Source organism: Alteromonas sp. WD8-37, from assembly GCF_055326825.1.
Window position 1 is genome coordinate 160,840 of the sequence record NZ_JBUZOV010000003.1, and the last position, 20,608, is coordinate 181,447.

Below are 20,608 nucleotides of genomic sequence, written 5' to 3' on the forward strand. Positions count from 1 at the left end.
CGCTAGTTGCACAAGACCGAATAGCTTTTGCTGGCCTGTTTGATTTGGGTCAGGCGGGATTTGGCATTATCACACCAGTAACATTGCTGCTCGGGGGCCAGCACCAGTGCGTTAACAAAACAGCGCTTGGCATCCTCGGGCTGATTGGCAGCCAGATAGGCCTCGCCCAGACTGTCCCATAAATTGCCGTCATCTTTAAACCGCTTTACATTTAAGCCCAACAGCGCGATAGCGGCCTGATGGTGACCACTATCCATTAACGCCAAACCAGCCCGATTAAGCACATAGCGCTCATTGAGTGCTGAATCAAAGCGCTGCGCCACTGCCTTGGCCAGTGCTTGCGGCGTCGACTGCCAGGTCAGGCTTAAACGCAGGATGTCGTGTACCGGGCCGGCGCGAAAGGCGGGTGGATTAAACACATCATCAAACAACATCAGCTCGGCACTTTCACTCATGCCGGGAGTGTCGTTGACCAGCGCATTGGAGGCAAACAGGATCACCTGGTCATCGCCCTGCAGCCAGCGAAAATCAAAATAAAACACGCCGTCTGAGCCATTGTGCGCAGCCATTTTTTGCCCCGAAGGTGACTCGGCAATGCTCCAGCCATAACCATACTGACTGGGCCCGCCTTCACTGACATAACCGGTGGTCAGCCGCTCGACCTGCTGCTCGCTGAGCACCACATGATTGCGCAGCGCCAGATACCAGTTGAACATATCATCGATGGTCGACACGATACCGCCATTGCCTTTTAACGCCCACGCTACCTTTTGGTCGCGCTGATAGCGTGACCAGTTGGACGATGTGGGGATCAGACCGGCTTTGTAGCCGGTGGCGATCACCTCCGGCGCCTTGCCGTACAAATAGCCGGTGTGTTGCATATTGGCCGGGGCAAATAGCCGGGTCTGCACAAATTGTTCGTAAGTCTGGCCACTGGCCAGTTCAATCACCTGCGCCAGCACCGAATAGCCAATGTTCGAATAATGGTAGGTTTCGCCCGGCGCACTGTGTAATGGCAACATCAGCAAGCGGTCAAAAAATTGCTCGGTGCCCAGATGGGTGAAGTCGTCCACCCCCAGCCCGCCGGGTAAGCCGGACGTGTGGGTCAGCAGCTGATGCAGAGTAATACCTTGTTTGTCTTCGGGGACGCCGGGAAAATACTTGGCCAGGGTGTCATCAACGCTTACAGATTGCTGTTGAGCCAGCACCAGAATAGCCGCGGCGGTAAATTGTTTAGTCACCGAGCCAATGTCCATCAGTGTGGCACTGGTCAGTGGGCGTTGCTTGTCGCGATCGGCCAGGCCGTAGCCTTTTTTCAGCACCACATTATTGCCGCTGGCAATGAGCATCACCCCAGCAAAACCACGCTCGACACTGCGGGTCAGATGATTATCAATGCGCTCAATGGCCCATTCCTGCTTGGGATTAGCACTGGCGGCCAGGCACAGCAGCAGGGTGGCCAGTGCGCCGATGCGCCATCGGGTCAACTTCATAAAGGGGTCCTTCTACATACTGGGGCTAATACGAATTGGCCCGCGAGCCGGCTTACACCGGTAACCAAAATTCGGCAATCAGGCCCTGGTCGGGATGATTGCGCAGCTCAATCTCGCCATTGTGGCTGCTGATAATGCGCCGAGATATTGCCAGGCCCAGCCCGGAACCGCCGCCGCCTCGGGCTTTGTCGCCCTGGGTAAAGGGGGTAAACATCGCCTGCAGGGTATCCTCGGCCACGCCCGGACCAAAATCCCTTACTTTACAATAGACCCGTTGCTGCGCCTGATCAAAAAGGCTGGTAATGGTGATATTGTCGCTGCCATAGCGAAACGCATTTTCTACCAGATTATCCAGCACCCGCTTGATGCCGATGCGACTAAGCTCAAGACTGGGCAGCTCGGCCAGCTTCAGGGTGATATGGTGCGATTCTTCTATGTGGCGAGCCTGCACCAGGTCACAAATCAGGTCATTCAAATCGGTGGTTTCGTAGCGCGCGGTAGAGCCTAAACGGGCATAATCGATGAACTGATCAATAATGGCATTCATGTCTTCGATATCGTGCACAATGCCTTCGCTGATCCATTCATTTTCTTCACTGAGCATCTCGGTGGCCAGCCGTATCCGGGTCAGCGGGGTGCGCAAATCATGGGAGATGCCGGCGGTCATCAGGGTGCGGTCATGTTCAAGTTGCTGAATGCCCTGATTCATGCGGTTAAAGGCCCGGGTCACTTCAATGATTTCGGCACTGCCCTGTTCTTTGAGCGGGGCCGGCACCTGGCCTTTGCCCACCTGTAAGGCAGCTTGTTGCAGGGCTTGTAATGGCCGGTTCAGACGGCGTACGAACAGCCAGCCGCCGACCACGCTGAGCACGCCGATGACCATCAGGTAGATGGTCAGTGGTGAGATATTGGCATCGGCCCAGCCGGTCAGCGGAATTTGGATCCACTGGCCGGGCTGGGCAGCCAGCGCAATCCATACCAGATAAGGTTGTTCCTGACTGCCATCGGTTGCCGGGCTACTGATGCGCACATCCGCGCGCTGGCGCAGCTGCGCCGAGACCTGATCGGACATAAACCGGTAGGCGGTGGCGCGGTTTAAGCCGGCGGCCTGCGCCTGACGCGGCGATAAGATACGGATGCCGGTTTGCTGCGTATATTCTGCCTGCGCGGTTTGTGAGGCGTTTAATACATCCTGGGCCAGCATGCTTTGCACCTGGGTGGCCAGCAGGCTGTTAATCTGCGCCGAGGTGGGGCGGATAAAATAGTAGGTGACCGACAGGTAAGACACCACCTGATTGATCAGCAATAGCACACCAATCAATAGAACCGTCTGACCAAATGCACTTTTGGGTAAAAATCGCATGCCCGGTGAGTGTCTCAGGGCGCTTTGCCGTCGGGCACAAACACGTAGCCTAAGCCCCACACGGTTTGGATATAGCGCGGATTGGCCGGATCGGCTTCCAACATCCGACGCAGACGCGAGACCTGCACATCAATGCTGCGTTCCAGCGCACTGTAATCGCGGCCACGGGCCAGGTTCATCAGTTTGTCGCGGGACAGCGGTTCGCGGGGGTGGGTAACCAGCGATTTAAGTACGGCAAACTCACCACTGGTTAACGACAGCGGGGTCTGATCGTCGGTCATCTCGCGGGTAGCCAGATTGAGCCGGTAACTGCCAAACTCGACAATCTGCTCATCGCGGGACGGTGCGCCTGGCGCATCAGCCTGCTGGCGGCGCAAGACTGCTTTGGCCCGGGCCAGCAATTCGCGTGGATTAAACGGTTTAGGTAGGTAATCATCTGCGCCCATTTCCAGGCCGATGATGCGGTCTACTTCATCACCTTTAGCGGTGAGCATAATAATCGGCAGGTCGTTGTCACTTTGGCGCAGACGGCGGCAAATCGACAGCCCGTCTTCACCAGGCAGCATCAGATCCAGTACCATCAAATGAAAATTTTCACGCTCCAGTAAGCGGTCCATTTGCTCGGCATTGGCCGCGCTGCGTACCTGATACCCTTGTTCAATCAGATAGCGCTCAAGCAAACCGCGCAAACGCATATCATCATCGACCACCAGAATTTTGGATGTTTCCTGACCCATTGCAGTTTCTCAGCCTTTTTTGTCACTATAACTACATCTTAGCGCTGACAAAAGTGGCTGGCCGGGGAATCGGCGCGCAGGAGTGTTACAAAAAATGTCCAGCCATGCCGGCAGCACTTAATCGTCGCTGATCCAATCCATCTGATGACCAGCGCGGCGCTTTTTATCCAGGATATCTTCAATCAGCGGGGTCAGGATAAGCTCCATGGCCAGCCCCATCTTGCCGCCCGGAACCACCAGGGTGTTGATGCGCGACATAAAGGCACCATCAATCATCTGCAACAAATAGGGAAAATCCACATTTTTCATTTCACGGCGAAACCGCACCACCACAAAGCTTTCATCCTGCGACGGAATTTCACGGGCGCTAAACGGGTTGGAGGTATCCACGGTGGGCACCCGCTGAAAATTGACATGGGTGCGCGAAAATTGCGGGGTGATGTAATGAAAATAATCATCCAGCCCGCGCACGATGCTGCTCATGACCGCTTCGCGGGAATGGCCGCGGTCGGTGGTGTCGCGCACAATCTTCTGGATCCACTCTAAATTAACGATGGGCACCATGCCCACCAGTAAATCCACATGCTGCGACACATCATTATCTTCGGTTTTTACCCCGCCATGCAGGCCTTCGTAGAACAATAAATCGGTGTTGTCCGGCAATGCCTGCCAGGGGGTAAAGGTCCCCGGCATCTGATTAAAGGGTACCGCGTCGTCAAAGGTGTGCAGATACTGACGATACTGGCCCTGGCCGGACTGGCTGTATTCGTGAAACAGCGATTCGAGCAGATCAAAATCGTTGGCTTTGGGGCCAAAATAGCTGATATGTCGGCCCTGCTCCTGGGCCTTGCGAATTTCCACTTCCATTTCCGGCCGGGTAAAGCGGTGAAAACTGTCCCCGCCCACCACCGCTGCGTTCACTTTCAGATTACGAAAGATATGCCGGATGGCATTGGTGGTGGTGGTGGTTCCCGCACCGGAAGAGCCGGTGATGGCAATGATGGGGTGTTTAACAGACATAGATGAATTTCTGCACAGAATCGAACCCTAGTTATAAGCTGCTTGGGGGGAATAATCAAGCGTGCCGACCCGCGGCCGGCACGCGGCTGATCAGGCCTGGCTTTCGCGGGCGATAGCGCGATGCGCAATATCGGTCCGGTAATACATCTCCGGCCAGTGGATATGCTGAATAAGCGAGTAGGCCTGTTGCTGGGCTGCGGTGACATTGGTGCCCAGCGCGGTGGCACACAACACCCGACCGCCACTGGTGACCACTGCATCGTCCTGCAATGCAGTGCCGGCATGAAAGACCTTGCCATCCTGTTGCGCAGCCTCGGCCAGCCCGCTGATGACCTCACCCTTGGCATAGCTGCCGGGATAGCCGCCGGCGGCTAACACCACACCTACCGCGGCACGCGGATCAAAGCTGATGCTTTCGCTATCCAGTTCTCCTATGCAGGCAGCCTGGCACAGGCTGACCAGGTCAGACTGTAAGCGCAGCATGATGGGCTGGGTTTCCGGGTCGCCAAAGCGGCAGTTGTACTCAATGACCTTGGGCGCGCCATCGGCATCAATCATCAGCCCGGCATACAAAAAGCCGGTGTACGGATGACCTTCTTTTGCCATGCCGTCAACGGTAGGCATGATCACTTCATCCATGATGCGCTGATGCACACTGTCGGTGACCACCGGAGCCGGCGAATAAGCGCCCATGCCACCGGTATTAGGGCCCTGGTCACCATCGGCCGCCCGTTTGTGGTCCTGGCTGGTGGCAAACGGCAGCACATGGGTGCCATCCACCATCACAATAAAAGAAGCTTCTTCGCCATCTAAAAATTCTTCGATGACCACCCGGCTACCCGCATCGCCAAAGGCATTGCCGGCCAGCATATCGCGGATCGCCGCTTCTGCGTCGGCTAGAGTTTGCGCCACAATTACGCCTTTACCGGCGGCCAGACCATCGGCTTTGACCACAATAGGCGCACCTTTTTCACGCACATAGGCCAGTGCCGGCTCAATGTCGGTAAAAGTGGCATAGTCTGCGGTTGGGATCCGATGGCGGGCTAAAAAATCTTTGGTGAAGGCTTTGGAGCCTTCTAACTGGGCTGCTGCCTGGGTCGGGCCAAAAATGGCCAACCCGGCGGCATTAAAGGTATCTACCACACCTGCTACCAGCGGCGCTTCCGGGCCGACAATGGTCAGTGCAACCTGCTGTTGCTGAGCAAACGCCAGCAACCCGTCAATGTCGGTCACCTGCAAGTCCACATTTTCCAGCTTCGGCTCACGCGCTGTGCCGGCATTGCCGGGAGCAACAAACACGGTGTCCACCTTGGCTGATTGCGCGGCTTTCCAGGCCAGCGCATGTTCGCGGCCGCCGCCGCCAATAACAAGTATGTTCATTCCTACTGTATTCCGTAAATTATTCGGGTTTAACAAATTTAAGGGTCATGCGATTACTCTCGCCCAACGCCAGATATTTAGCCCGGTCTTCTTCGCCCAGGGCCAGGGTTGGGGGCAAGGTCCATACCCCTTTAGGGTGGTCCGCATTATCCTGACTGTTGGCATTCACATCGCTTTCTGCCTGCAGCTCAAAGCCGGCTTTTTGCGCCGCGGCCACCACATAAGACTGCTTCATATAACCGCTTTTTTTCATGTCTTCGGTGGTGCCCGATTCAGGCAGCTGATGCTCCACCACCCCCAGCACGCCACCTGGTTTTAACGCGGTATAAAAGGCTTTAAATGCCTGTTCGATACCGGCATCGCCCTGGCGCATATACCAGTTATGCAGATTGCGGAAGGTCAGGACCCGATCAGCACTGCCGGCCGGGGCAATCTCGGTGGCTTTTTGCGGGTCGAAGGCGGTGATTTTGATATCCTGATAAGGGGCATGGTCGGCCACCTTCTGCTTAAAATTTTGCAGCGAGTTTTTAAAATAATCGCGGGTGTCTTCATCCACATGAAAATGCGCGGCTATCAGCTGACCATCGTCACCGATGATTTCTGCCAGGATATCGGTATACCAGCCGCCGCCTGGCCAAACCTCTACCACTGTCATATCCGGCTCGATACCAAAAAAGCGCAGGGTTTGCTGAGGATGACGGTATTCGTCGCGGGCTTTATCAGCCGCACTACGGTGTTCGCTTTGTACTGCATCAGAGATGGCATCGGCCATCACCACTGGGGCTGAGAAAGCCAGCACCGAGACTGTCGCCAGGCGTAACAATGTTTTCATGAGGGTTCCTTAACTTATTCTTGTGAAAGAGGTTTAGCCCGCTAACCACCCATGCGGGGCTGCATTTAATGTACCGCACCTGACGGTCAGGTCAAATGCTACTGAGCTGGATATGGCCGGGCCACCGGCCTGGTTCACAAAATAACTTAAGGCCACCGGTAGCCGGTACCGGTGGCAGACATAGCGCGCCTGGCGATTAATGGCGGAAATGGCGCATGCCGGTAAAGACCATGGCGATGCCGTGCTCGTTGGCCGCGGCAATCACTTCGTCATCGCGCATCGAGCCACCTGGCTGAATGACCGCTTTGATGCCCGCGGCGGCAGCCGCATCGATGCCATCGCGAAACGGAAAGAAGGCATCCGAGGCCATTACCGACCCGGCCACTTCCAGATTCTCGTCAGCGGCTTTAATCCCGGCAATTTTGGCTGAATACACGCGGCTCATCTGGCCAGCACCAACGCCTACGGTCATGCCGTCTTTGCTGTACACAATGGCGTTGGATTTGACATATTTGGCCACTTTCCAGCAAAACAGCAGATCTTGTAGCTGCTCATCAGTGGGCTTGACCTCAGTCACCACTTCCAAATTATCCTGCTCGACCATGCCAAAGTCGCGCTCCTGCACCAGCAGCCCGCCGTTAACTCGTTTAAAGTCATAGCCTTCGGTTAGCTGGCCGTGCCAGTCGCCACAGGCCAGCAGGCGCACATTCTTTTTAGCCGCGACAATGGCTTGCGCTTCGTCGTTTACTGAAGGGGCGATGATCACTTCGACAAATTGACGGTCGATGATGGCCTGCGCGGTGGCCGCATCCAATGGGCGGTTAAAGGCAATGATGCCACCAAAAGCCGAGGTGGGGTCGGTTTTAAATGCCCGATCATAGGCGCTTAAGATATCTTCACCAATGGCCACGCCGCATGGGTTAGCATGTTTGACGATGACACAGGCCGGCTGCTCAAATTCTTTGACACACTCCAGTGCCGCATCGGTGTCGGCAATGTTGTTGAACGACAAGGCTTTACCCTGGAGCTGCTGGGCCGTGGCTACCGAGGCTTCCTGAATCGTATTTTCTACGTAGAACGCAGCTTCCTGGTGGCTGTTCTCGCCATAGCGCAGGTCCTGCTTTTTGGTCAGCTGCATATTGTACGTGCGTGGAAACGCGCTGTGTTCATGCTCGCAATCTGCTTCGCATTCAGCATTATCCAACCTGGCACCAAAATAATTGGCAATCATGCCATCGTATTCGGCGGTGTGCTCAAAGGCTTTGATGGCTAAATCAAAGCGGGTGGCGTGGGTGACCGAGCCAGCATGCTCGCTCATCTCGGCCAGCACCCGGGCATAGTCCCCGGCGTTGACCACGATGGTGACATCGTTATGGTTTTTGGCTGCTGCACGCACCATGGTCGGCCCGCCAATATCGATATTTTCGATGGCATCTTCTAAGCTGCAGTCCGGGTTGGCGACTGTGGCCGCGAAGGGGTACAGATTGACCACGACCAAATCAATCGGCGCGATATCGTGTTTGGCCATCACTTCGCCATCCACCTCTCGGCGACCCAAAATGCCGCCGTGAATCTTGGGGTGCAGGGTTTTGACCCGGCCGTCCATGATTTCGGGATGGCCGGTATGCTCTGATACTTCGGTGACCGGCAGGCCGGCTTCGCTGAGCAATTTGGCGGTACCACCGGTGGAAAGTAATTCCACGCCGGCCTGGTGCAGGGCTTCGGCAAATTCAACAATCCCGGTTTTATCAGAAACACTTAAGAGCGCGCGCTGGATAGGTTTTGGTGTGTGCATAACAGGTCTTTTTTTACGTTGATGACAAGTGAAACAAAAAGAGCACCGAAGTAGGTGCTCTTTGGTGGGCTAAGGCCCGCAATATTTTAGTTCATGCCGTACTGCTTTAATTTTTTGCGCAGCGTGCCACGGTTGATGCCCATCATGATGGCGGCCCGGGTTTGATTGCCGCGGGTATAAGTCATGACTTCTTCGAGCAGTGGAGCTTCTACTTCAGCCAACACCAGTTCATACAGATTGTCGATATTGGCGTTATCCAGTTGCTTTAGGTATTTGTTCACTGCTTGTTTTACAGAATCACGCAGTGGCTTTTGAGCTTGAGTTTGAGAAGGCGTTGTTACTGTCGTTGTAAAAGGTGAAGTCACATTTTGATCGAACATAATACTGTCTTGCTCTATAAGTTAGTCATCACTATGCTGCAGGAGAAATCTGTCGGGTTTCTTGTTTCTGCAACGCTTGAAAATAATCGTCAAGTGCGTTGAGCTGTAATTCTGCTTGCTCAAGACCATTGAACGTTTTGCGAAACTGACGATCCGTATCGTGTTCCGCGAGATACCAGCCCACATGCTTGCGGGCAATTCGCACCCCGGCAGGCTCACCATAAAAGGCATGCACATTGGCAACATGTTCGTGCAATACCTGATGTTGTTCAGACAAGGGAGGCAGGGCTAAGGTTTCACCCGTAGTCAGAAAATGCTGGATTTGCTGAAAGATCCACGGATTCCCCTGAGCACCACGCCCAATCATCACGCCATCGGCGCCGGTGTAGTCCAACACCTCGCGGGCTTTTTGCGGTGACGTAATATCACCATTGGCAATCACAGGAATGGACACAGCCTTCTTGATCTCGCGAATGGTGTTGTATTCGGCGTCACCTTTATACATACAGGCCCGCGTTCTGCCATGAACCGCCAGCGACTGAATGCCATTTTGTTCGGCAATGCGTGCAATATCTACACCATTGCGATTATCCGGATTCCACCCTGTGCGAATCTTTAACGTGACCGGCACATCCACTGCCTGGACCACCGCCTGGACAATTGACTCGACCAGTTCGGGGTATTGCAGCAGGGCTGATCCCGCCAGTTTTTTATTCACTTTTTTTGCCGGACATCCCATGTTGATATCGATGATTTGTGCACCGTTGGCAACATTAAACTGTGCCGCCTGGGCCATCAGTTCGGGATCAGCGCCGGCAATCTGTACAGACCGGATACCGTCTTCACCGCTGTGATCCATGCGATGCATGGATTTGGCGGTATTCCACACCTTAGGGTTGCTCGACAACATTTCGGACACCACCAGGCCTGCGCCCATTCGGCGACACATTTGTCGGAACGGACGGTCGGTGACACCAGCCATCGGTGCCAACATCAAATTGTTGTCCAGGGTATACGGACCAATTTGCATGGTTAACAATCCAAAGTTGTGCGGAAAATAGCCACTCGGCTAAAACGGGGCGCTAAGTTTACGCATTTTGCCCAACCTTGAAAAGGCTAAAATTCACACAAAATTTGCGCCCGAGGGCTTGACAGGGATCGCAGGATTTGCGTTGCAGGGCTTGTATGGCAAGGGATCGGGGCGAGCCGCCCGCTCGGCGACCTGCCATTTTTTAGTGTGGCAGCAGCAAGTTAAGGGTGTTTTTTACCGCTGACCCGGGCCCAGTCGCCCTCTACCGCGCTGGCATCCAGGCTAAACTCGGTGCTATAGGCGGCTTCCAGTTTTTCTACCTGTTCGGCTAAAATTCCCGATAAAACAAGGTCTCCGCCGGGTTTGCACAGGCCGCTGATGACAGATTTAAGCTCCATCAACGGGCTGAATAAGATGTTGGCCATAACCACATCGGCCTGGATGTCGGGTTGGTCCTGGGGCAGATACACCTCGAGCCGTTCGCTGACATTGTTGCGCCGGGCATTTTCGGTGCTGGCCTGCAGTGCCTGCGGGTCGATGTCGATACCGATGACACGGGCAGCGCCCAGCTTTAGCGCTGCCAACGCCAAAATGCCGGAGCCACAGCCAAAATCCACCACGGTTTTACCGCTCAGCGGCAGTGCATCCAGCCAGCGTAGACATAGGGCAGTGGTAGGGTGGGTGCCGGTGCCAAAGGCCAGCCCGGGGTCCAGCATCACATTAACCGCATTTGGGTCAGGTACCTCACGCCAGCTGGGGCAGATCCATAAGCGCTCGCCAAACTGCAACGGATGAAAATTATCCATCCATTCGCGTTCCCAGTCTTTGTCTTCCAATGGGTCCAACTTATGGGCAAAGCCCGGGCCAAGGATGCGGGCTTGTTCTAACCGCGCGATCACAGCCTGCATATTGTGCGCAGCATCAAACAGCCCGACCACCTGGGTGTCTGGCCACAACAGGGTCTCACCCGGCTTGGGCTCATACATCGGGGTATCTTTGGCATCGATAAAGGTCACTGCCTGCGCGCCATTGGCGCTAAGCATGCCGCCCACCTGCTCGGCCAGCTCGGCAGAGGTATCGATTCGTAATTGTAACCAGGCCATAACAATCCAAAGTTTTATAAATAAAGCGCTATACTATCAAAAATGCGTGATGGCGGGCCATTGTTGGCACGATTAAACACGCTGCTAAATAACAGCATTGTGCAGGATGTGGCCTGCATGCAAGGATAGAATTATTCCTATGGGATGACACAGGATAGGTGGTCAGGATCATTAAATTATCAATAACGCTCGCATGCTTGTTGGTGCTTATCGGTAGCAGCGTCAGTAGCGCCGCGGCGCGGCAAATCGAGGTGGTTGCTGGGTGGGCCAAACCCCCCTATGTGATTGCCGACAACGACAGTGGCTTTGAGATTGAGCTGGTGCGCGAAATATTACAGGCGATGGGCCATTCGCTGAAGCCGACGTACATCCCGCTGGGACGTACCGTACGTCAGCTCGAGTCGGGTAATGCCGATATTGTGATGTCGGTGACCCTGTCGCATGATATTGACCCGGCGTTGTTAAGTGATGAGTATGTGCGTTATCAAAATACCGCCATTACGCTGGCCTCGCGTAAGCTGGCCATTACAGAACTGGAAGATTTGGCTGGTTTCACAGTGCTGGCATTTCAAACCGCAGACCGCATATTAGGGCCCCGATATGCCGCCATGGTGGCGCAACATGCCGGGTATGGTGAGATTGCTGATCAGCACCGCCAGGTCAAGATGTTGTTGTTGGGCAGTGTAGATGTAGCGGTGATGGACAAAAATATTTTTTCCTGGCTGCGCAGCCAGTTGCCGTTGTGGCAGCAAAAAGAAGTGCGATTTCACGATTTTTTTCAGCGTACCTCCAACCGCGCGGCCATTCTAGATGATAGTTTACGGGCGGGCTTTAATCGAGAGCTTGCGCGGATGCGCACCGATGGCCGCTATCAGGCGCTGGCTGATAAATACCGGCTGGATGTTAGCGCACCGCCGCCCAGCGTCAGCGACACCCGGGTGGTGCCCGCCACTGGGCTGTGAGCGGGCGCGCGGGCAACCTGCTTAACCAGGGCGTTTGACCCAGGCGCTACACCAGCCCTGGGCGTTGACCAGTTTGCCAGGGAAGATTGCACAGGGGCGCTGATCGTCGCCTTCATTGCCCTGGATATACATGCAATTAGCGCAATTTTGGCCGCTTTTTTCGGATTGCGGTGTGTAGTTGAGCGCCTTGGCGGTAGCATCACTGGCATCCAGAGCTTCCTGGGCGTGGGCACGTAAGGCCATGCCACCTACGGTCAGGCCAATCACCGAACCGCCGGCCAACCGTAAAAAACCACGACGAGTCATAGCAGTCATATGCAAGCTCCATACTATCCTAAACAAAAATCATTCTTTTTACGTAATGCCCACATACACAAAAACCTGCCCGAAGGCAGGTTTTTATATGGAGTAAGGACACACCCTGTGCTTACTGCCATTACGTCATTAGTATTCGAAATTAAGTGTACGCCCATTCCTAAAAAAATGCAGGTTTTTTTATTCTGCCCCAGGCGCATGATGTTTATTCATAAGGCGGCTTAGGTTTGGCATAGTCAAACCGGCCCACCGGGGTCAGCTGATGATAGGTATCCAGGCCGCTGACTGCGGCGATTTGCAGCGCCGCAAGGTCTACTTGGCCATCGGCATTAACGGCTGCCTCATCCACCCACACATCCTGGATCTGGCCAATCACCAGTTGGGTGTTATTAAGCGCAATGGGGATACACTCGCGCAACTGCATGGCCAGGCGTAGAGGGCTTTCGGCTACCCCCGGGGCATCAAAATGATCCGCGTACCAGGGGGTGAGCCCGGTCTGCGCGAATTCGCTGACATCAGCAGGATAGCGCGCGGCCGTGTGATGGGCTTGCTCGACCCAGGGCGTCGCCACCTGGTTTAAGGTATAAATGCCATGTTGCTGAATATTTTCCAGGGTATCGCGGCGCACAGTATGGGGGCGCATGATCATGCCCAGCAACGGCGGATCGGCACCGATATGCACTACTGAGGTCACGATGGCCAGGTTTTCCTGCTGCCGGCGGCCCTGGCTACTGCCCACCACACAGGCGCTTTTGGCCCCCGACAAGCAATTCACAAAGGTGGCGCGATAGCGTTTGTCCATGGCCGCCAGGTCGGCGGCACTGATATGCAGCTCACTCATTCTCGCGTTGTACATCAATGGTCAGATCAGGCCCCTGGCCATGCACAATCATTTCAATGGGCTGACAACACACCTGGCAGTCAATCACCTGCATCTGACCGCTGTCATTAATCTCATCAATTTCGACTTCGTTGGGTTCCATACAATAGGGGCAATGAAAGGTTGCCGGGGTGGCCAAGCTCATAGCAGTCCTTATTTAAAGTTTTGTCATCATACCTAGCAGTACGAATCGTATCGATGGCCGGATTGGTATAAAGGGTACTGCAGCAACACAGAAGGCGCGCTTATGAGTAAACGACTGGCAGCCGGTTACTGCCCGCTATGCCATCGCTATACCCGCTTAACCTTTCATCATTTGATTCCGCGTAAGATGCACCGGCGCACCTTTTTTCGTAAGCACTTTAGCCGTGAACAACTCAATGCTGGGGTGGCAGTGTGTCGCCAGTGCCATGATGGTATTCACCGCTTTTATTCTGAAATGGAGCTGGCCAAACAGCTAAACTCGGTCAGTCGTCTGCAGCAGGATGACAAGCTGGCGCGCTACTTCGACTGGGTCAGCAAGCAAGCTATTCGGGTGTAAGCCGGACTGGTTGAAATTTACTCTGTATAAATATACACTATTTAGTGTTGAGAAGTGCGCAGCCAGCCGGCTGCAGACGCACCGCCCCAAACCGGTTTTTCTGATATAGGCTGCCATGCAAAAAGTCCTTCCTGAACGCTATTACCTGGATCATTTTCACGAATTTTTACGCTTTTTTGACGGCCCCAGTCAGGCCCTGTTAAATTCCGAAAGTCAGCAATTTATCACGGCCTTCGGCCAGCTCTGCACTGATAAACAATGCATCATTGCCCGGGCCGCCAACCGTAAATATGCGCTGATCAACCGCCGCCAGTTTGATTATCCGGAGATCCACGCACCGCAGGCGCAACTGGACCAGTTGATTGACAGTGGCTGGTTTGCGCCGGCCCAGGATGTGGCCGAACAGGATTTTGCCGGAGTGGTGACCAAAGCGGACTTGCTGGCTTATCTGGCTGCGTACCCCATCGGCCAGCGTTTAAATCATCTGAAAAAAGCTGAGCTGGTCAACCTGTTGTTTACCCAGATTGGTCGCTATGGCTGGCCGCAAACCTTGCCGCAAACCGATTATCTGGTGAAAACCTTTGACCGGGCGCTGCGCTATCTGTTGTTTTTGTATTTCGGCAACAGCAAAGGCCGTCTCAATCAATTTTCCATGCGCGATTTAGGCATCATGCGCACCCGTCAGGATACTCAGGATGCCCAGCACGGACATTTTGGCAGCGGCGAAGAAGCCGAGGCTGCGTTTTTTTATGTCAATGCACTGGCCGACTTACCGTATTGGGATGACGCGCAGTTGGTGGCGCAGGCACGTGGGCCGTTTTTACCGGCACACGAGCCGGCCAGCCAGGCGTATGCCGATAAATTTTTGTTCAAACTGGGCAGCCGGCTGTTGCCCCTCGATCGCGCGCTGGCGTTGCAGGTACTGGAGCAGGCGCCAGGCGATGCCGCCCGTGAAAAATGGCTGCGTGAGCTGTACAAAGATGACAAAGAGCAGGCCCGCCAGGCTCTGGAGGCGGTGATTGATAATCCACCGTCAGACTTTGTGCTGGCTTTTGCTGAAGATTTTTATGCGCGCAAATTTCATAAAAAACGCACCAGTGCGCTGACCGACATGCTGCGCGATGCCAGCCGCACGCTGGCGCTGGATATCAGCCAGAATCAGGCGGTGGAGCGCGGTGTGATCAGTTATTACCGGCGCCAGGGTATTGCCGCCTGGCGAACCGAAAATACCCTGTGGCGGGCTTTATTCGGGCTGACCTTCTGGTCGCTATTGTTTGAACAGGACCAGCTGGTGACCGAATTTGACCGGCGCCCTAAAAGCTTAAAATACAATGCCTTTTACAGCACGTTTGAAATCCCTATCGAAGCGCTGCTGAGCCGATTCACCGATGGGCAACAATTGTTGCAGCACATTACCGCTACAGCTGCTGCGCAGTATGGCAAGGTGAACAGTGTGTTTATGTGGCGTAATAATCTGCTGGAGACCCCGCGGGAGCTGTTGGAACACGCGCCCCTGCCGGCGGTGATTGCCATGCTGCGGGCCATGGCCAAAGATTACCAGGGTTTATCTGATGGCTTTCCCGATATCATGGTGTGGCAGAATGGCGAGTTACGCTTTGAAGAAATCAAAGCGCCCGGCGATGTGCTGCGGCGCAACCAGCTGACCTCGATTCAGGCGTTGAAGCGGGCCGGGCTGCCAGTGCAAATTACTCAGGTCAACTGGGTGCACGATCCGCAACAGCCATATGTGGTGGTAGATATTGAAACCACCGGCGGCAACAATGGCTATCACAGGATCACCGAGGTAGGCATGGTCAAGCTGGTGGCCGGCAAGGTGGTGGATACCTGGCAGTCGCTGATCAATCCCCAGCGTCATATTCCGTCGTCCATTACCCGGTTAACCGGGATCAGCAATGAGATGGTGGCCGAGGCGCCGCTGTTTGCCGAGCTGGCCGACCAAATCGCCGCATTTACTGAAGATTGTGTATTTGTGGCGCACAATGTGAATTTTGACTACGGCTTTATCAAACAGGAATTTGCCCGCCTGGAGCAGGATTTTCGCCGGCCCAAACTGTGTACGGTGGTGCAAATGCGCCGTGCCTATCCAGGCTTGCCTTCTTATTCGCTGGCTAATCTGACCGCGCATTTTGATATTCAGATGACCCGGCATCACCGCGCCTTGTCAGATGCTGAAGCAGCGGCAGCCCTCTTAAATCTTGTTCATGAACGCCTGTTTGCCGATCAAGACAGGTACACTGATGCCTCTACTGGCTAATTGCAGGACTGCCCATGCACGATTTTGATTTATCAGAAACCGCCACGTCCCGGGTGATTGAAATGGCCTGGGAAGATCGTACCCCGTTTGAAGCCATCGAACGCTTGTATGACCTGAGCGAAAAACAGGTGATCACCCTGATGCGCCGTCAGCTCAAACCCACGGCGTTTCGCAACTGGCGACAACGGGTCTCCGGGCGGCGTACCAAACATCAATCACTTCGCCCGGCAGGTGTCAATCGCGGCTATTGCCCGTCACAGTATAAACCCGGTGGGGCAGGCTAATTATCACTTCTGGGCGGGCGCAGGGTGCTTACCGGCAATAGCAACGCCATGATCTGCTGCCGCCAGGGGGTGGGGAAGATATGCGCGTTGGGCGAGGTCAGCAGTGCCTGGGTGTCTTCGATATGGCCCAGCCAGTGGCTGTAATCGGGGTGGCTGCGTTGTAACGTATCTATCTGCTCAAACAGCTCAGCAATAAGCTCGTCTGATGCCTGCTCGGGATGAGCCTGTACATGCTCCACGAGCGCCCGTTTTACATAACTTTCCCATTCCGGCCGGTAGCTGTCATAGAGACGGTCAGGAAAATGGGTCAAATCAGCGATGTCCTGATGCAAATTGACGGTAGGCTCAGGCTTATCAAATAGCACGCGCAGCGCAAATAGCACTTCTATCGAAAGTCGGTCTACCGGCAACTGTTGTTTGAGTTGTTCAAGTGGATCGGTCATAACAGGTTTTCTCAGCGTTACCCCGAAGCCTAATAGTGCAGGCCGGGTGTTATCACTGTGACCATCGTGGCTGCCGATGGTTGAATTAAAAAAACGTAACGGCCTGGCCATGAACTGCCCGTGATAGCCAGACGTAACACATAACGCACTGTTAAAGTGTGTACGCGTTCTTGCTTTTGGCCCGTTTTTACGGGCCTTTTTTATATCTTGATGACTAACCCGGTCAGTAGTCGGTTGGTGCCTTCAACCCAGTCATAGCGGACAAACCAGTCAGTTTTAGGCAAAAAATCAATGCCTGAGCCCAACTCTAGCGACATATTGTGCCCCTCCCCAATAAAGTCCTCAGTTAATTCAGCGCGTGGGCCGAAGCTGTTACTGTTATAGGCATAATATATCTCATATTGAATATTGGTTCCCCATAACTGAGGTCCTTCGAAACCGATGACGACTTTGTTCTGGGAAGTATCAAGACGCTGAATGAGCTCAAACGTCAACGCCCGTTTATCGGCAAAATCATAGCGGTATTCGCCGCGGACAAAGCTGCCTTCCAGCATGCGCTCAAAGCCCAGCTCCATGGAGTGATGCGCATCAATGCCATGGGAATATTCTACTTCCAGATAATTTAGTTCATCGGGCCAGTCCAGCGCATGCGCCGGGTCCAGCGAATCCAGATAACCTGCCACCACCTCAAAGGCGGTATCATCATCTAATTGTACGACCTGGCGGGCGCCAAAAATCCAGCCATCTTTGGATAAGCCGGACAGCGACACCCGACCTTTGTATGTGGGAAGCCCGCCCACTTCGGTTTTGCCCCAGTCGTATTGTTTACGCACAAATAAGCGCCGCGCATACAGATAGTTGGTGCTGCCATCCAAACTGTTGTGACTGGAACTGAAATCATCCCCAGTCACTACCATGCTGTTCAGGCTCCAGGTGTCATCGTCAGTCAGATTGAGTTTAGGGTAGTAGCGAATACGGTACTGCCAGCGGTTGTCACGGTCGCTACGCTGGTCAAAACGGGTTTGAAAATCCAGCCGCTGATCAAAGCTGACCGCACCGGCGGCCCGGGTCCCGATCATAAACAGCCCCAGCACAAGGCATAAAAATCGCACAGACATATATCAACTCTTGAATAAGTCTTTAATTATACTGCGATAAGTGTGGCAGAGTTTTGTTACAAAAGGAAAAAGCCGGCGCCAGGCGCCGGCAAAGATATGGAGAGAGTCTCCATGAGGGTATTAAGAAATGAAAACACACATAAATCACGGGAGAAGTAATTTATGTGCTAAAGCATACCTGTTGAAGAGCCCGCCGGCCACGCAAAAAACCTAATCAAACCAATCGGTTTTTTGAAATGATCGGCGGTCAGGCGGCTTAGTTAATGCCCAGCTTTTTCTCCAGATAGTGGATGTTGGTACCGCCGGCAAAAAAGTTTTCATCCGCCATAATTGAACGCTGCAACGGAATGTTGGTTTTGATGCCATCAATCACCAGCTCATCCAATGCATGACGCATGCGGGCAATGGCTTCATCCCGGCTTTCGCCGTAGGTGATCAGCTTACCAATCATCGAATCATAAAACGGCGGCACAGTGTAACCGGCATAAATGTGCGAATCCCAGCGCACCCCTAAACCACCCGGTGAATGGAACATATTGATGTTGCCAGGGCTGGGGATAAAGGTTTGTGGATCTTCAGCATTGATCCGGCACTCGATGGCATGGCCACGAATTTGAATTTGCGACTGGTCAATGGACAGCGGCTGGCCGGCAGCGATACGCAACTGTTCTTTGATCAGGTCGACCCCGGTGATCATCTCTGATACTGGATGCTCTACCTGAATCCGGGTGTTCATCTCGATAAAATAGAACTCACCGTTTTCATACAAGAACTCAAAGGTACCGGCGCCACGATAGCCAATTTCTACACAGGCACGGCGGCAGCGATCGCCAATCTTGTTGCGCATCTGCTCAGACACACCCGGCGCCGGGGCTTCTTCGACCACCTTTTGGTGTCGACGCTGCATCGAGCAATCCCGCTCACCTAAGTGGATCGCATTGCCCTGGCCATCCGCCAATACCTGAATTTCCACATGGCGTGGATTTTCTAGAAATTTTTCCATGTATACGGTGGCATTACCAAATGCCGCACCGGCTTCGGCCTGGGTAGTAGCGATGGCCCGAATTAGCTCCGATTCTTTGCGTACTACCCGCATACCACGGCCACCGCCGCCACCAGCAGCTTTAACAATGATGGGGTAGCCGATACGCTTGGCAATGCTCTTATTGCGCTCTTCGTCATCGGTCAGCGGGCCATCTGAGCCAGGCACACAGGGCACACCGGCTTTTTTCATGGCATTGATGGCCGAGACCTTATCGCCCATTAAATTGATGGTCTCGGCGGTGGGGCCGACAAAGATAAAGCCGCTTTTTTCTACTGCTTCGGCAAACTCGGCATTTTCGGCCAAAAAACCATAGCCAGGATGAATGGCTATGGAATTGGTGACTTCTGCCGCCGCAATAATACGGGGAATATTCAGATAGCTTTCAGTGGCTGACGCTTTGCCAATGCAAATGGATTCATCAGCCAGCAAGACATGCTTCAGATTACGGTCGGCAGTAGAATGTACCGCCACCGTTTTAATGCCCAACTCTTTACAGGCACGCAAGACCCGCAGGGCAATTTCGCCTCGGTTGGCAATCAATACTTTATCTAACATAGGAAAATGCCTGTTTATTCAATCACGAATAAGGGTTGGTCGAACTCAACCGGATCTTGATTGTCGACCAGGATTGCAGTGACTTTACCGGCCTTGTCGGCTTCGATCTGGTTCATCATCTTCATCGCTTCAATGATGCACAACGTATCGCCAACGTCTACAGTCTGGCCTACTTCCACAAATGGCTTAGCGGTAGGCGATGAAGCACGATAAAACGTCCCCACCATTGGTGATTTCACCTGATGACCTGCCGGAGTGGTGTCGGTTGCTGTGGCTTCGGCCACCGGGGCTGCTGGAGCAGGCGCTGGCGCTGGTGGCTGGGCTGGTGCGGCCGGCATGGCATAGTTGACAGGCGCGGCAGCCGCGCTTGACCCACGGTGAATGCGTACAGACTCTTCGCCTTCGGTAATTTCCAGCTCTGAGATGCCTGATTCTTCTACCAGCTCAATAAGCTTTTTGATTTTTCTGATATCCATGATGTGTCTCTGTCTAATTGGTCGAGTTATAAGATTGGTGTAATGCAGTCAGCGCCAGGTGATAGCCCTGGGCGCCCAGGCCCACGATGGTGCCCTCTGCAATATCCGAAAAATAGGAGTGTTGGCGAAAGGCTTCGCGCTTATACACATTGGATAGATGCACTTCAATAAACGGGATCGCCACACTGAGTAGCGCATCGCGCAGGGCAATACTGGTGTGGGTAAACGCTGCCGGGTTGAAGATGATGGCATCAGTGTTGCCCATTGCAGCATGAATACGCTCAATCAGCGCATGCTCGGCATTGGACTGAAAATGGCTCAGCTGCACCTGCAACGAGGCAGCCTGGCGCTCTAGCCCGGCCACGATCTCATCAAGGCTTTGCTGGCCATACGTGGCCGGTTCACGTTTGCCCAACATATTCAGGTTGGGGCCGTTGAGTAACAAAATATCCATTAAAATGCTGCTATCTTTGGAGAAACGGGGGCTTTGTTTCCATATAAACAAATAATAATTGCACTTGCACGAAAAAAAGCCAGTTTCGGTTTCAGATTGTTCAACTTTTGGCGATTATAGAGATCGC

The 20,608-nt window shown here is 53.9% G+C and carries 22 protein-coding genes; 4 read left to right on the plus strand and 18 right to left on the minus strand.

Annotated features, from left to right (window positions below):
• Nucleotides 1-2: 2 nt before the first annotated feature.
• The 10 genes from ACTUJZ_RS09665 to prmA all read right to left on the minus strand — a co-directional run bounded on the left by ACTUJZ_RS09665 (nt 3) and on the right by prmA (nt 11,133).
• Nucleotides 3-1,493, minus strand: a complete 1,491-nt coding sequence (locus ACTUJZ_RS09665) for a serine hydrolase (RefSeq protein WP_463636103.1) — start codon at nt 1,491-1,493, stop codon at nt 3-5.
• A gap of 52 nt (nt 1,494-1,545) precedes the next feature.
• On the minus strand, nt 1,546-2,856 hold the full coding sequence (gene envZ, locus ACTUJZ_RS09670; protein WP_463636104.1) for a two-component system sensor histidine kinase EnvZ: 1,311 nt from the start codon (nt 2,854-2,856) through the stop codon (nt 1,546-1,548).
• A gap of 14 nt (nt 2,857-2,870) precedes the next feature.
• On the minus strand, nt 2,871-3,593 hold the full coding sequence (gene ompR / locus ACTUJZ_RS09675) for an osmolarity response regulator transcription factor OmpR (protein WP_463636105.1): 723 nt from the start codon (nt 3,591-3,593) through the stop codon (nt 2,871-2,873).
• A gap of 117 nt (nt 3,594-3,710) precedes the next feature.
• A complete protein-coding gene (locus tag ACTUJZ_RS09680; RefSeq protein ID WP_463636106.1) occupies nt 3,711-4,613 on the minus strand; it encodes a phosphoribulokinase in 903 nt (300 codons plus the stop codon).
• Between the two features lie 90 nt (nt 4,614-4,703).
• Nucleotides 4,704-5,993, minus strand: a complete 1,290-nt coding sequence (purD, locus tag ACTUJZ_RS09685) for a phosphoribosylamine--glycine ligase (RefSeq protein ID WP_463636107.1) — start codon at nt 5,991-5,993, stop codon at nt 4,704-4,706.
• A 19-nt stretch (nt 5,994-6,012) separates the two neighbouring features.
• Complete coding sequence (locus tag ACTUJZ_RS09690; RefSeq protein WP_463636108.1) at nt 6,013-6,825, minus strand: class I SAM-dependent methyltransferase; 813 nt, start codon at nt 6,823-6,825, stop codon at nt 6,013-6,015.
• Between the two features lie 196 nt (nt 6,826-7,021).
• Complete coding sequence (gene purH, locus ACTUJZ_RS09695; RefSeq protein ID WP_463636109.1) at nt 7,022-8,620, minus strand: bifunctional phosphoribosylaminoimidazolecarboxamide formyltransferase/IMP cyclohydrolase; 1,599 nt, start codon at nt 8,618-8,620, stop codon at nt 7,022-7,024.
• An 86-nt stretch (nt 8,621-8,706) separates the two neighbouring features.
• The gene (gene fis / locus ACTUJZ_RS09700) at nt 8,707-9,000 is read right to left on the minus strand and encodes a DNA-binding transcriptional regulator Fis (RefSeq protein WP_018982332.1); all 294 of its coding nucleotides are present in this window, start codon (nt 8,998-9,000) and stop codon (nt 8,707-8,709) included.
• Between the two features lie 31 nt (nt 9,001-9,031).
• Nucleotides 9,032-10,030, minus strand: coding sequence for a tRNA dihydrouridine synthase DusB (dusB, locus tag ACTUJZ_RS09705; protein ID WP_463636110.1), 999 nt, complete (start codon nt 10,028-10,030; stop codon nt 9,032-9,034).
• A gap of 221 nt (nt 10,031-10,251) precedes the next feature.
• Nucleotides 10,252-11,133, minus strand: coding sequence for a 50S ribosomal protein L11 methyltransferase (gene prmA / locus ACTUJZ_RS09710; protein WP_463636111.1), 882 nt, complete (start codon nt 11,131-11,133; stop codon nt 10,252-10,254).
• A gap of 203 nt (nt 11,134-11,336) precedes the next feature.
• On the opposite strand from prmA, the gene ACTUJZ_RS09715 reads away from it, so the two are divergent.
• On the plus strand, nt 11,337-12,095 hold the full coding sequence (locus ACTUJZ_RS09715) for a substrate-binding periplasmic protein (protein WP_463636112.1): 759 nt from the start codon (nt 11,337-11,339) through the stop codon (nt 12,093-12,095).
• A 21-nt stretch (nt 12,096-12,116) separates the two neighbouring features.
• Here ACTUJZ_RS09715 and ACTUJZ_RS09720 read toward each other — a convergent pair whose 3' ends face one another.
• From ACTUJZ_RS09720 to ACTUJZ_RS09730, 3 genes are all read right to left on the minus strand, one after another.
• Nucleotides 12,117-12,410, minus strand: coding sequence for a high-potential iron-sulfur protein (locus tag ACTUJZ_RS09720; RefSeq protein ID WP_463636113.1), 294 nt, complete (start codon nt 12,408-12,410; stop codon nt 12,117-12,119).
• 205 nt (nt 12,411-12,615) lie between these two features.
• Nucleotides 12,616-13,251, minus strand: a complete 636-nt coding sequence (locus ACTUJZ_RS09725; protein WP_463636114.1) for a flavin reductase family protein — start codon at nt 13,249-13,251, stop codon at nt 12,616-12,618.
• Nucleotides 13,244-13,435 (minus strand): zinc ribbon domain-containing protein, encoded by a 192-nt coding sequence (locus ACTUJZ_RS09730; protein ID WP_463636115.1) that lies wholly within the window; start codon nt 13,433-13,435, stop codon nt 13,244-13,246. Before ACTUJZ_RS09730 ends, ACTUJZ_RS09725 begins: the two co-directional genes overlap by 8 nt.
• A gap of 102 nt (nt 13,436-13,537) precedes the next feature.
• Here ACTUJZ_RS09730 and ACTUJZ_RS09735 point away from each other — a divergent pair, with 102 nt between their 5' ends.
• The 3 genes from ACTUJZ_RS09735 (at nt 13,538) to ACTUJZ_RS09745 (ending at nt 16,390) form a co-directional block, all read left to right on the plus strand.
• Entirely contained in the window at nt 13,538-13,831 is a 294-nt protein-coding gene (locus ACTUJZ_RS09735; RefSeq protein WP_463636116.1) for a hypothetical protein, read from the plus strand.
• A 115-nt stretch (nt 13,832-13,946) separates the two neighbouring features.
• Entirely contained in the window at nt 13,947-16,106 is a 2,160-nt protein-coding gene (locus ACTUJZ_RS09740; RefSeq protein ID WP_463636117.1) for an exonuclease domain-containing protein, read from the plus strand.
• 14 nt (nt 16,107-16,120) lie between these two features.
• Complete coding sequence (locus ACTUJZ_RS09745) at nt 16,121-16,390, plus strand: TIGR03643 family protein (RefSeq protein ID WP_463636118.1); 270 nt, start codon at nt 16,121-16,123, stop codon at nt 16,388-16,390.
• On the opposite strand, the gene ACTUJZ_RS09750 is transcribed toward ACTUJZ_RS09745, so the two are convergent.
• The 5 genes from ACTUJZ_RS09750 to aroQ all read right to left on the minus strand — a co-directional run bounded on the left by ACTUJZ_RS09750 (nt 16,387) and on the right by aroQ (nt 20,481).
• Nucleotides 16,387-16,833, minus strand: coding sequence for a hypothetical protein (locus ACTUJZ_RS09750; protein ID WP_463636119.1), 447 nt, complete (start codon nt 16,831-16,833; stop codon nt 16,387-16,389). The genes ACTUJZ_RS09745 and ACTUJZ_RS09750 overlap by 4 nt on opposite strands.
• Nucleotides 16,834-17,033: 200 nt before the next feature.
• Nucleotides 17,034-17,912, minus strand: coding sequence for a hypothetical protein (locus ACTUJZ_RS09755; protein ID WP_463636120.1), 879 nt, complete (start codon nt 17,910-17,912; stop codon nt 17,034-17,036).
• Nucleotides 17,913-18,207: 295 nt separating this feature from the next.
• The gene (accC, locus tag ACTUJZ_RS09760; RefSeq protein WP_463636121.1) at nt 18,208-19,551 is read right to left on the minus strand and encodes an acetyl-CoA carboxylase biotin carboxylase subunit; all 1,344 of its coding nucleotides are present in this window, start codon (nt 19,549-19,551) and stop codon (nt 18,208-18,210) included.
• A gap of 14 nt (nt 19,552-19,565) precedes the next feature.
• On the minus strand, nt 19,566-20,027 hold the full coding sequence (gene accB, locus ACTUJZ_RS09765) for an acetyl-CoA carboxylase biotin carboxyl carrier protein (RefSeq protein ID WP_463636122.1): 462 nt from the start codon (nt 20,025-20,027) through the stop codon (nt 19,566-19,568).
• A gap of 13 nt (nt 20,028-20,040) precedes the next feature.
• Nucleotides 20,041-20,481, minus strand: a complete 441-nt coding sequence (aroQ, locus tag ACTUJZ_RS09770) for a type II 3-dehydroquinate dehydratase (protein WP_463636123.1) — start codon at nt 20,479-20,481, stop codon at nt 20,041-20,043.
• Nucleotides 20,482-20,608: the final 127 nt, after the last annotated feature.

Excerpts from the sequence above, each read along its gene's own strand:
- dusB (WP_463636110.1), bottom strand. The coding sequence starts at position 10,030 with ATGCAAATTGGTCCGTATACCCTGGACAACAATTTGATGTTGGCACCG.
- aroQ (WP_463636123.1), bottom strand. The coding sequence starts at position 20,481 with ATGGATATTTTGTTACTCAACGGCCCCAACCTGAATATGTTGGGCAAA.
- ACTUJZ_RS09750 (WP_463636119.1), bottom strand. The coding sequence starts at position 16,833 with ATGACCGATCCACTTGAACAACTCAAACAACAGTTGCCGGTAGACCGA.
- ACTUJZ_RS09730 (WP_463636115.1), bottom strand. The coding sequence starts at position 13,435 with ATGAGCTTGGCCACCCCGGCAACCTTTCATTGCCCCTATTGTATGGAA.
- ACTUJZ_RS09735 (WP_463636116.1), top strand. The coding sequence starts at position 13,538 with ATGAGTAAACGACTGGCAGCCGGTTACTGCCCGCTATGCCATCGCTAT.
- ACTUJZ_RS09745 (WP_463636118.1), top strand. The coding sequence starts at position 16,121 with ATGCACGATTTTGATTTATCAGAAACCGCCACGTCCCGGGTGATTGAA.
- ACTUJZ_RS09755 (WP_463636120.1), bottom strand. The coding sequence starts at position 17,912 with ATGATCGGGACCCGGGCCGCCGGTGCGGTCAGCTTTGATCAGCGGCTG.
- ACTUJZ_RS09720 (WP_463636113.1), bottom strand. The coding sequence starts at position 12,410 with ATGACTGCTATGACTCGTCGTGGTTTTTTACGGTTGGCCGGCGGTTCG.
- ACTUJZ_RS09740 (WP_463636117.1), top strand. The coding sequence starts at position 13,947 with ATGCAAAAAGTCCTTCCTGAACGCTATTACCTGGATCATTTTCACGAA.
- ompR (WP_463636105.1), bottom strand. The coding sequence starts at position 3,593 with ATGGGTCAGGAAACATCCAAAATTCTGGTGGTCGATGATGATATGCGT.
- accB (WP_463636122.1), bottom strand. The coding sequence starts at position 20,027 with ATGGATATCAGAAAAATCAAAAAGCTTATTGAGCTGGTAGAAGAATCA.
- prmA (WP_463636111.1), bottom strand. The coding sequence starts at position 11,133 with ATGGCCTGGTTACAATTACGAATCGATACCTCTGCCGAGCTGGCCGAG.
- purH (WP_463636109.1), bottom strand. The coding sequence starts at position 8,620 with ATGCACACACCAAAACCTATCCAGCGCGCGCTCTTAAGTGTTTCTGAT.
- ACTUJZ_RS09690 (WP_463636108.1), bottom strand. The coding sequence starts at position 6,825 with ATGAAAACATTGTTACGCCTGGCGACAGTCTCGGTGCTGGCTTTCTCA.
- ACTUJZ_RS09680 (WP_463636106.1), bottom strand. The coding sequence starts at position 4,613 with ATGTCTGTTAAACACCCCATCATTGCCATCACCGGCTCTTCCGGTGCG.
- envZ (WP_463636104.1), bottom strand. The coding sequence starts at position 2,856 with ATGCGATTTTTACCCAAAAGTGCATTTGGTCAGACGGTTCTATTGATT.
- ACTUJZ_RS09725 (WP_463636114.1), bottom strand. The coding sequence starts at position 13,251 with ATGAGTGAGCTGCATATCAGTGCCGCCGACCTGGCGGCCATGGACAAA.
- purD (WP_463636107.1), bottom strand. The coding sequence starts at position 5,993 with ATGAACATACTTGTTATTGGCGGCGGCGGCCGCGAACATGCGCTGGCC.
- accC (WP_463636121.1), bottom strand. The coding sequence starts at position 19,551 with ATGTTAGATAAAGTATTGATTGCCAACCGAGGCGAAATTGCCCTGCGG.
- ACTUJZ_RS09665 (WP_463636103.1), bottom strand. The coding sequence starts at position 1,493 with ATGAAGTTGACCCGATGGCGCATCGGCGCACTGGCCACCCTGCTGCTG.
- fis (WP_018982332.1), bottom strand. The coding sequence starts at position 9,000 with ATGTTCGATCAAAATGTGACTTCACCTTTTACAACGACAGTAACAACG.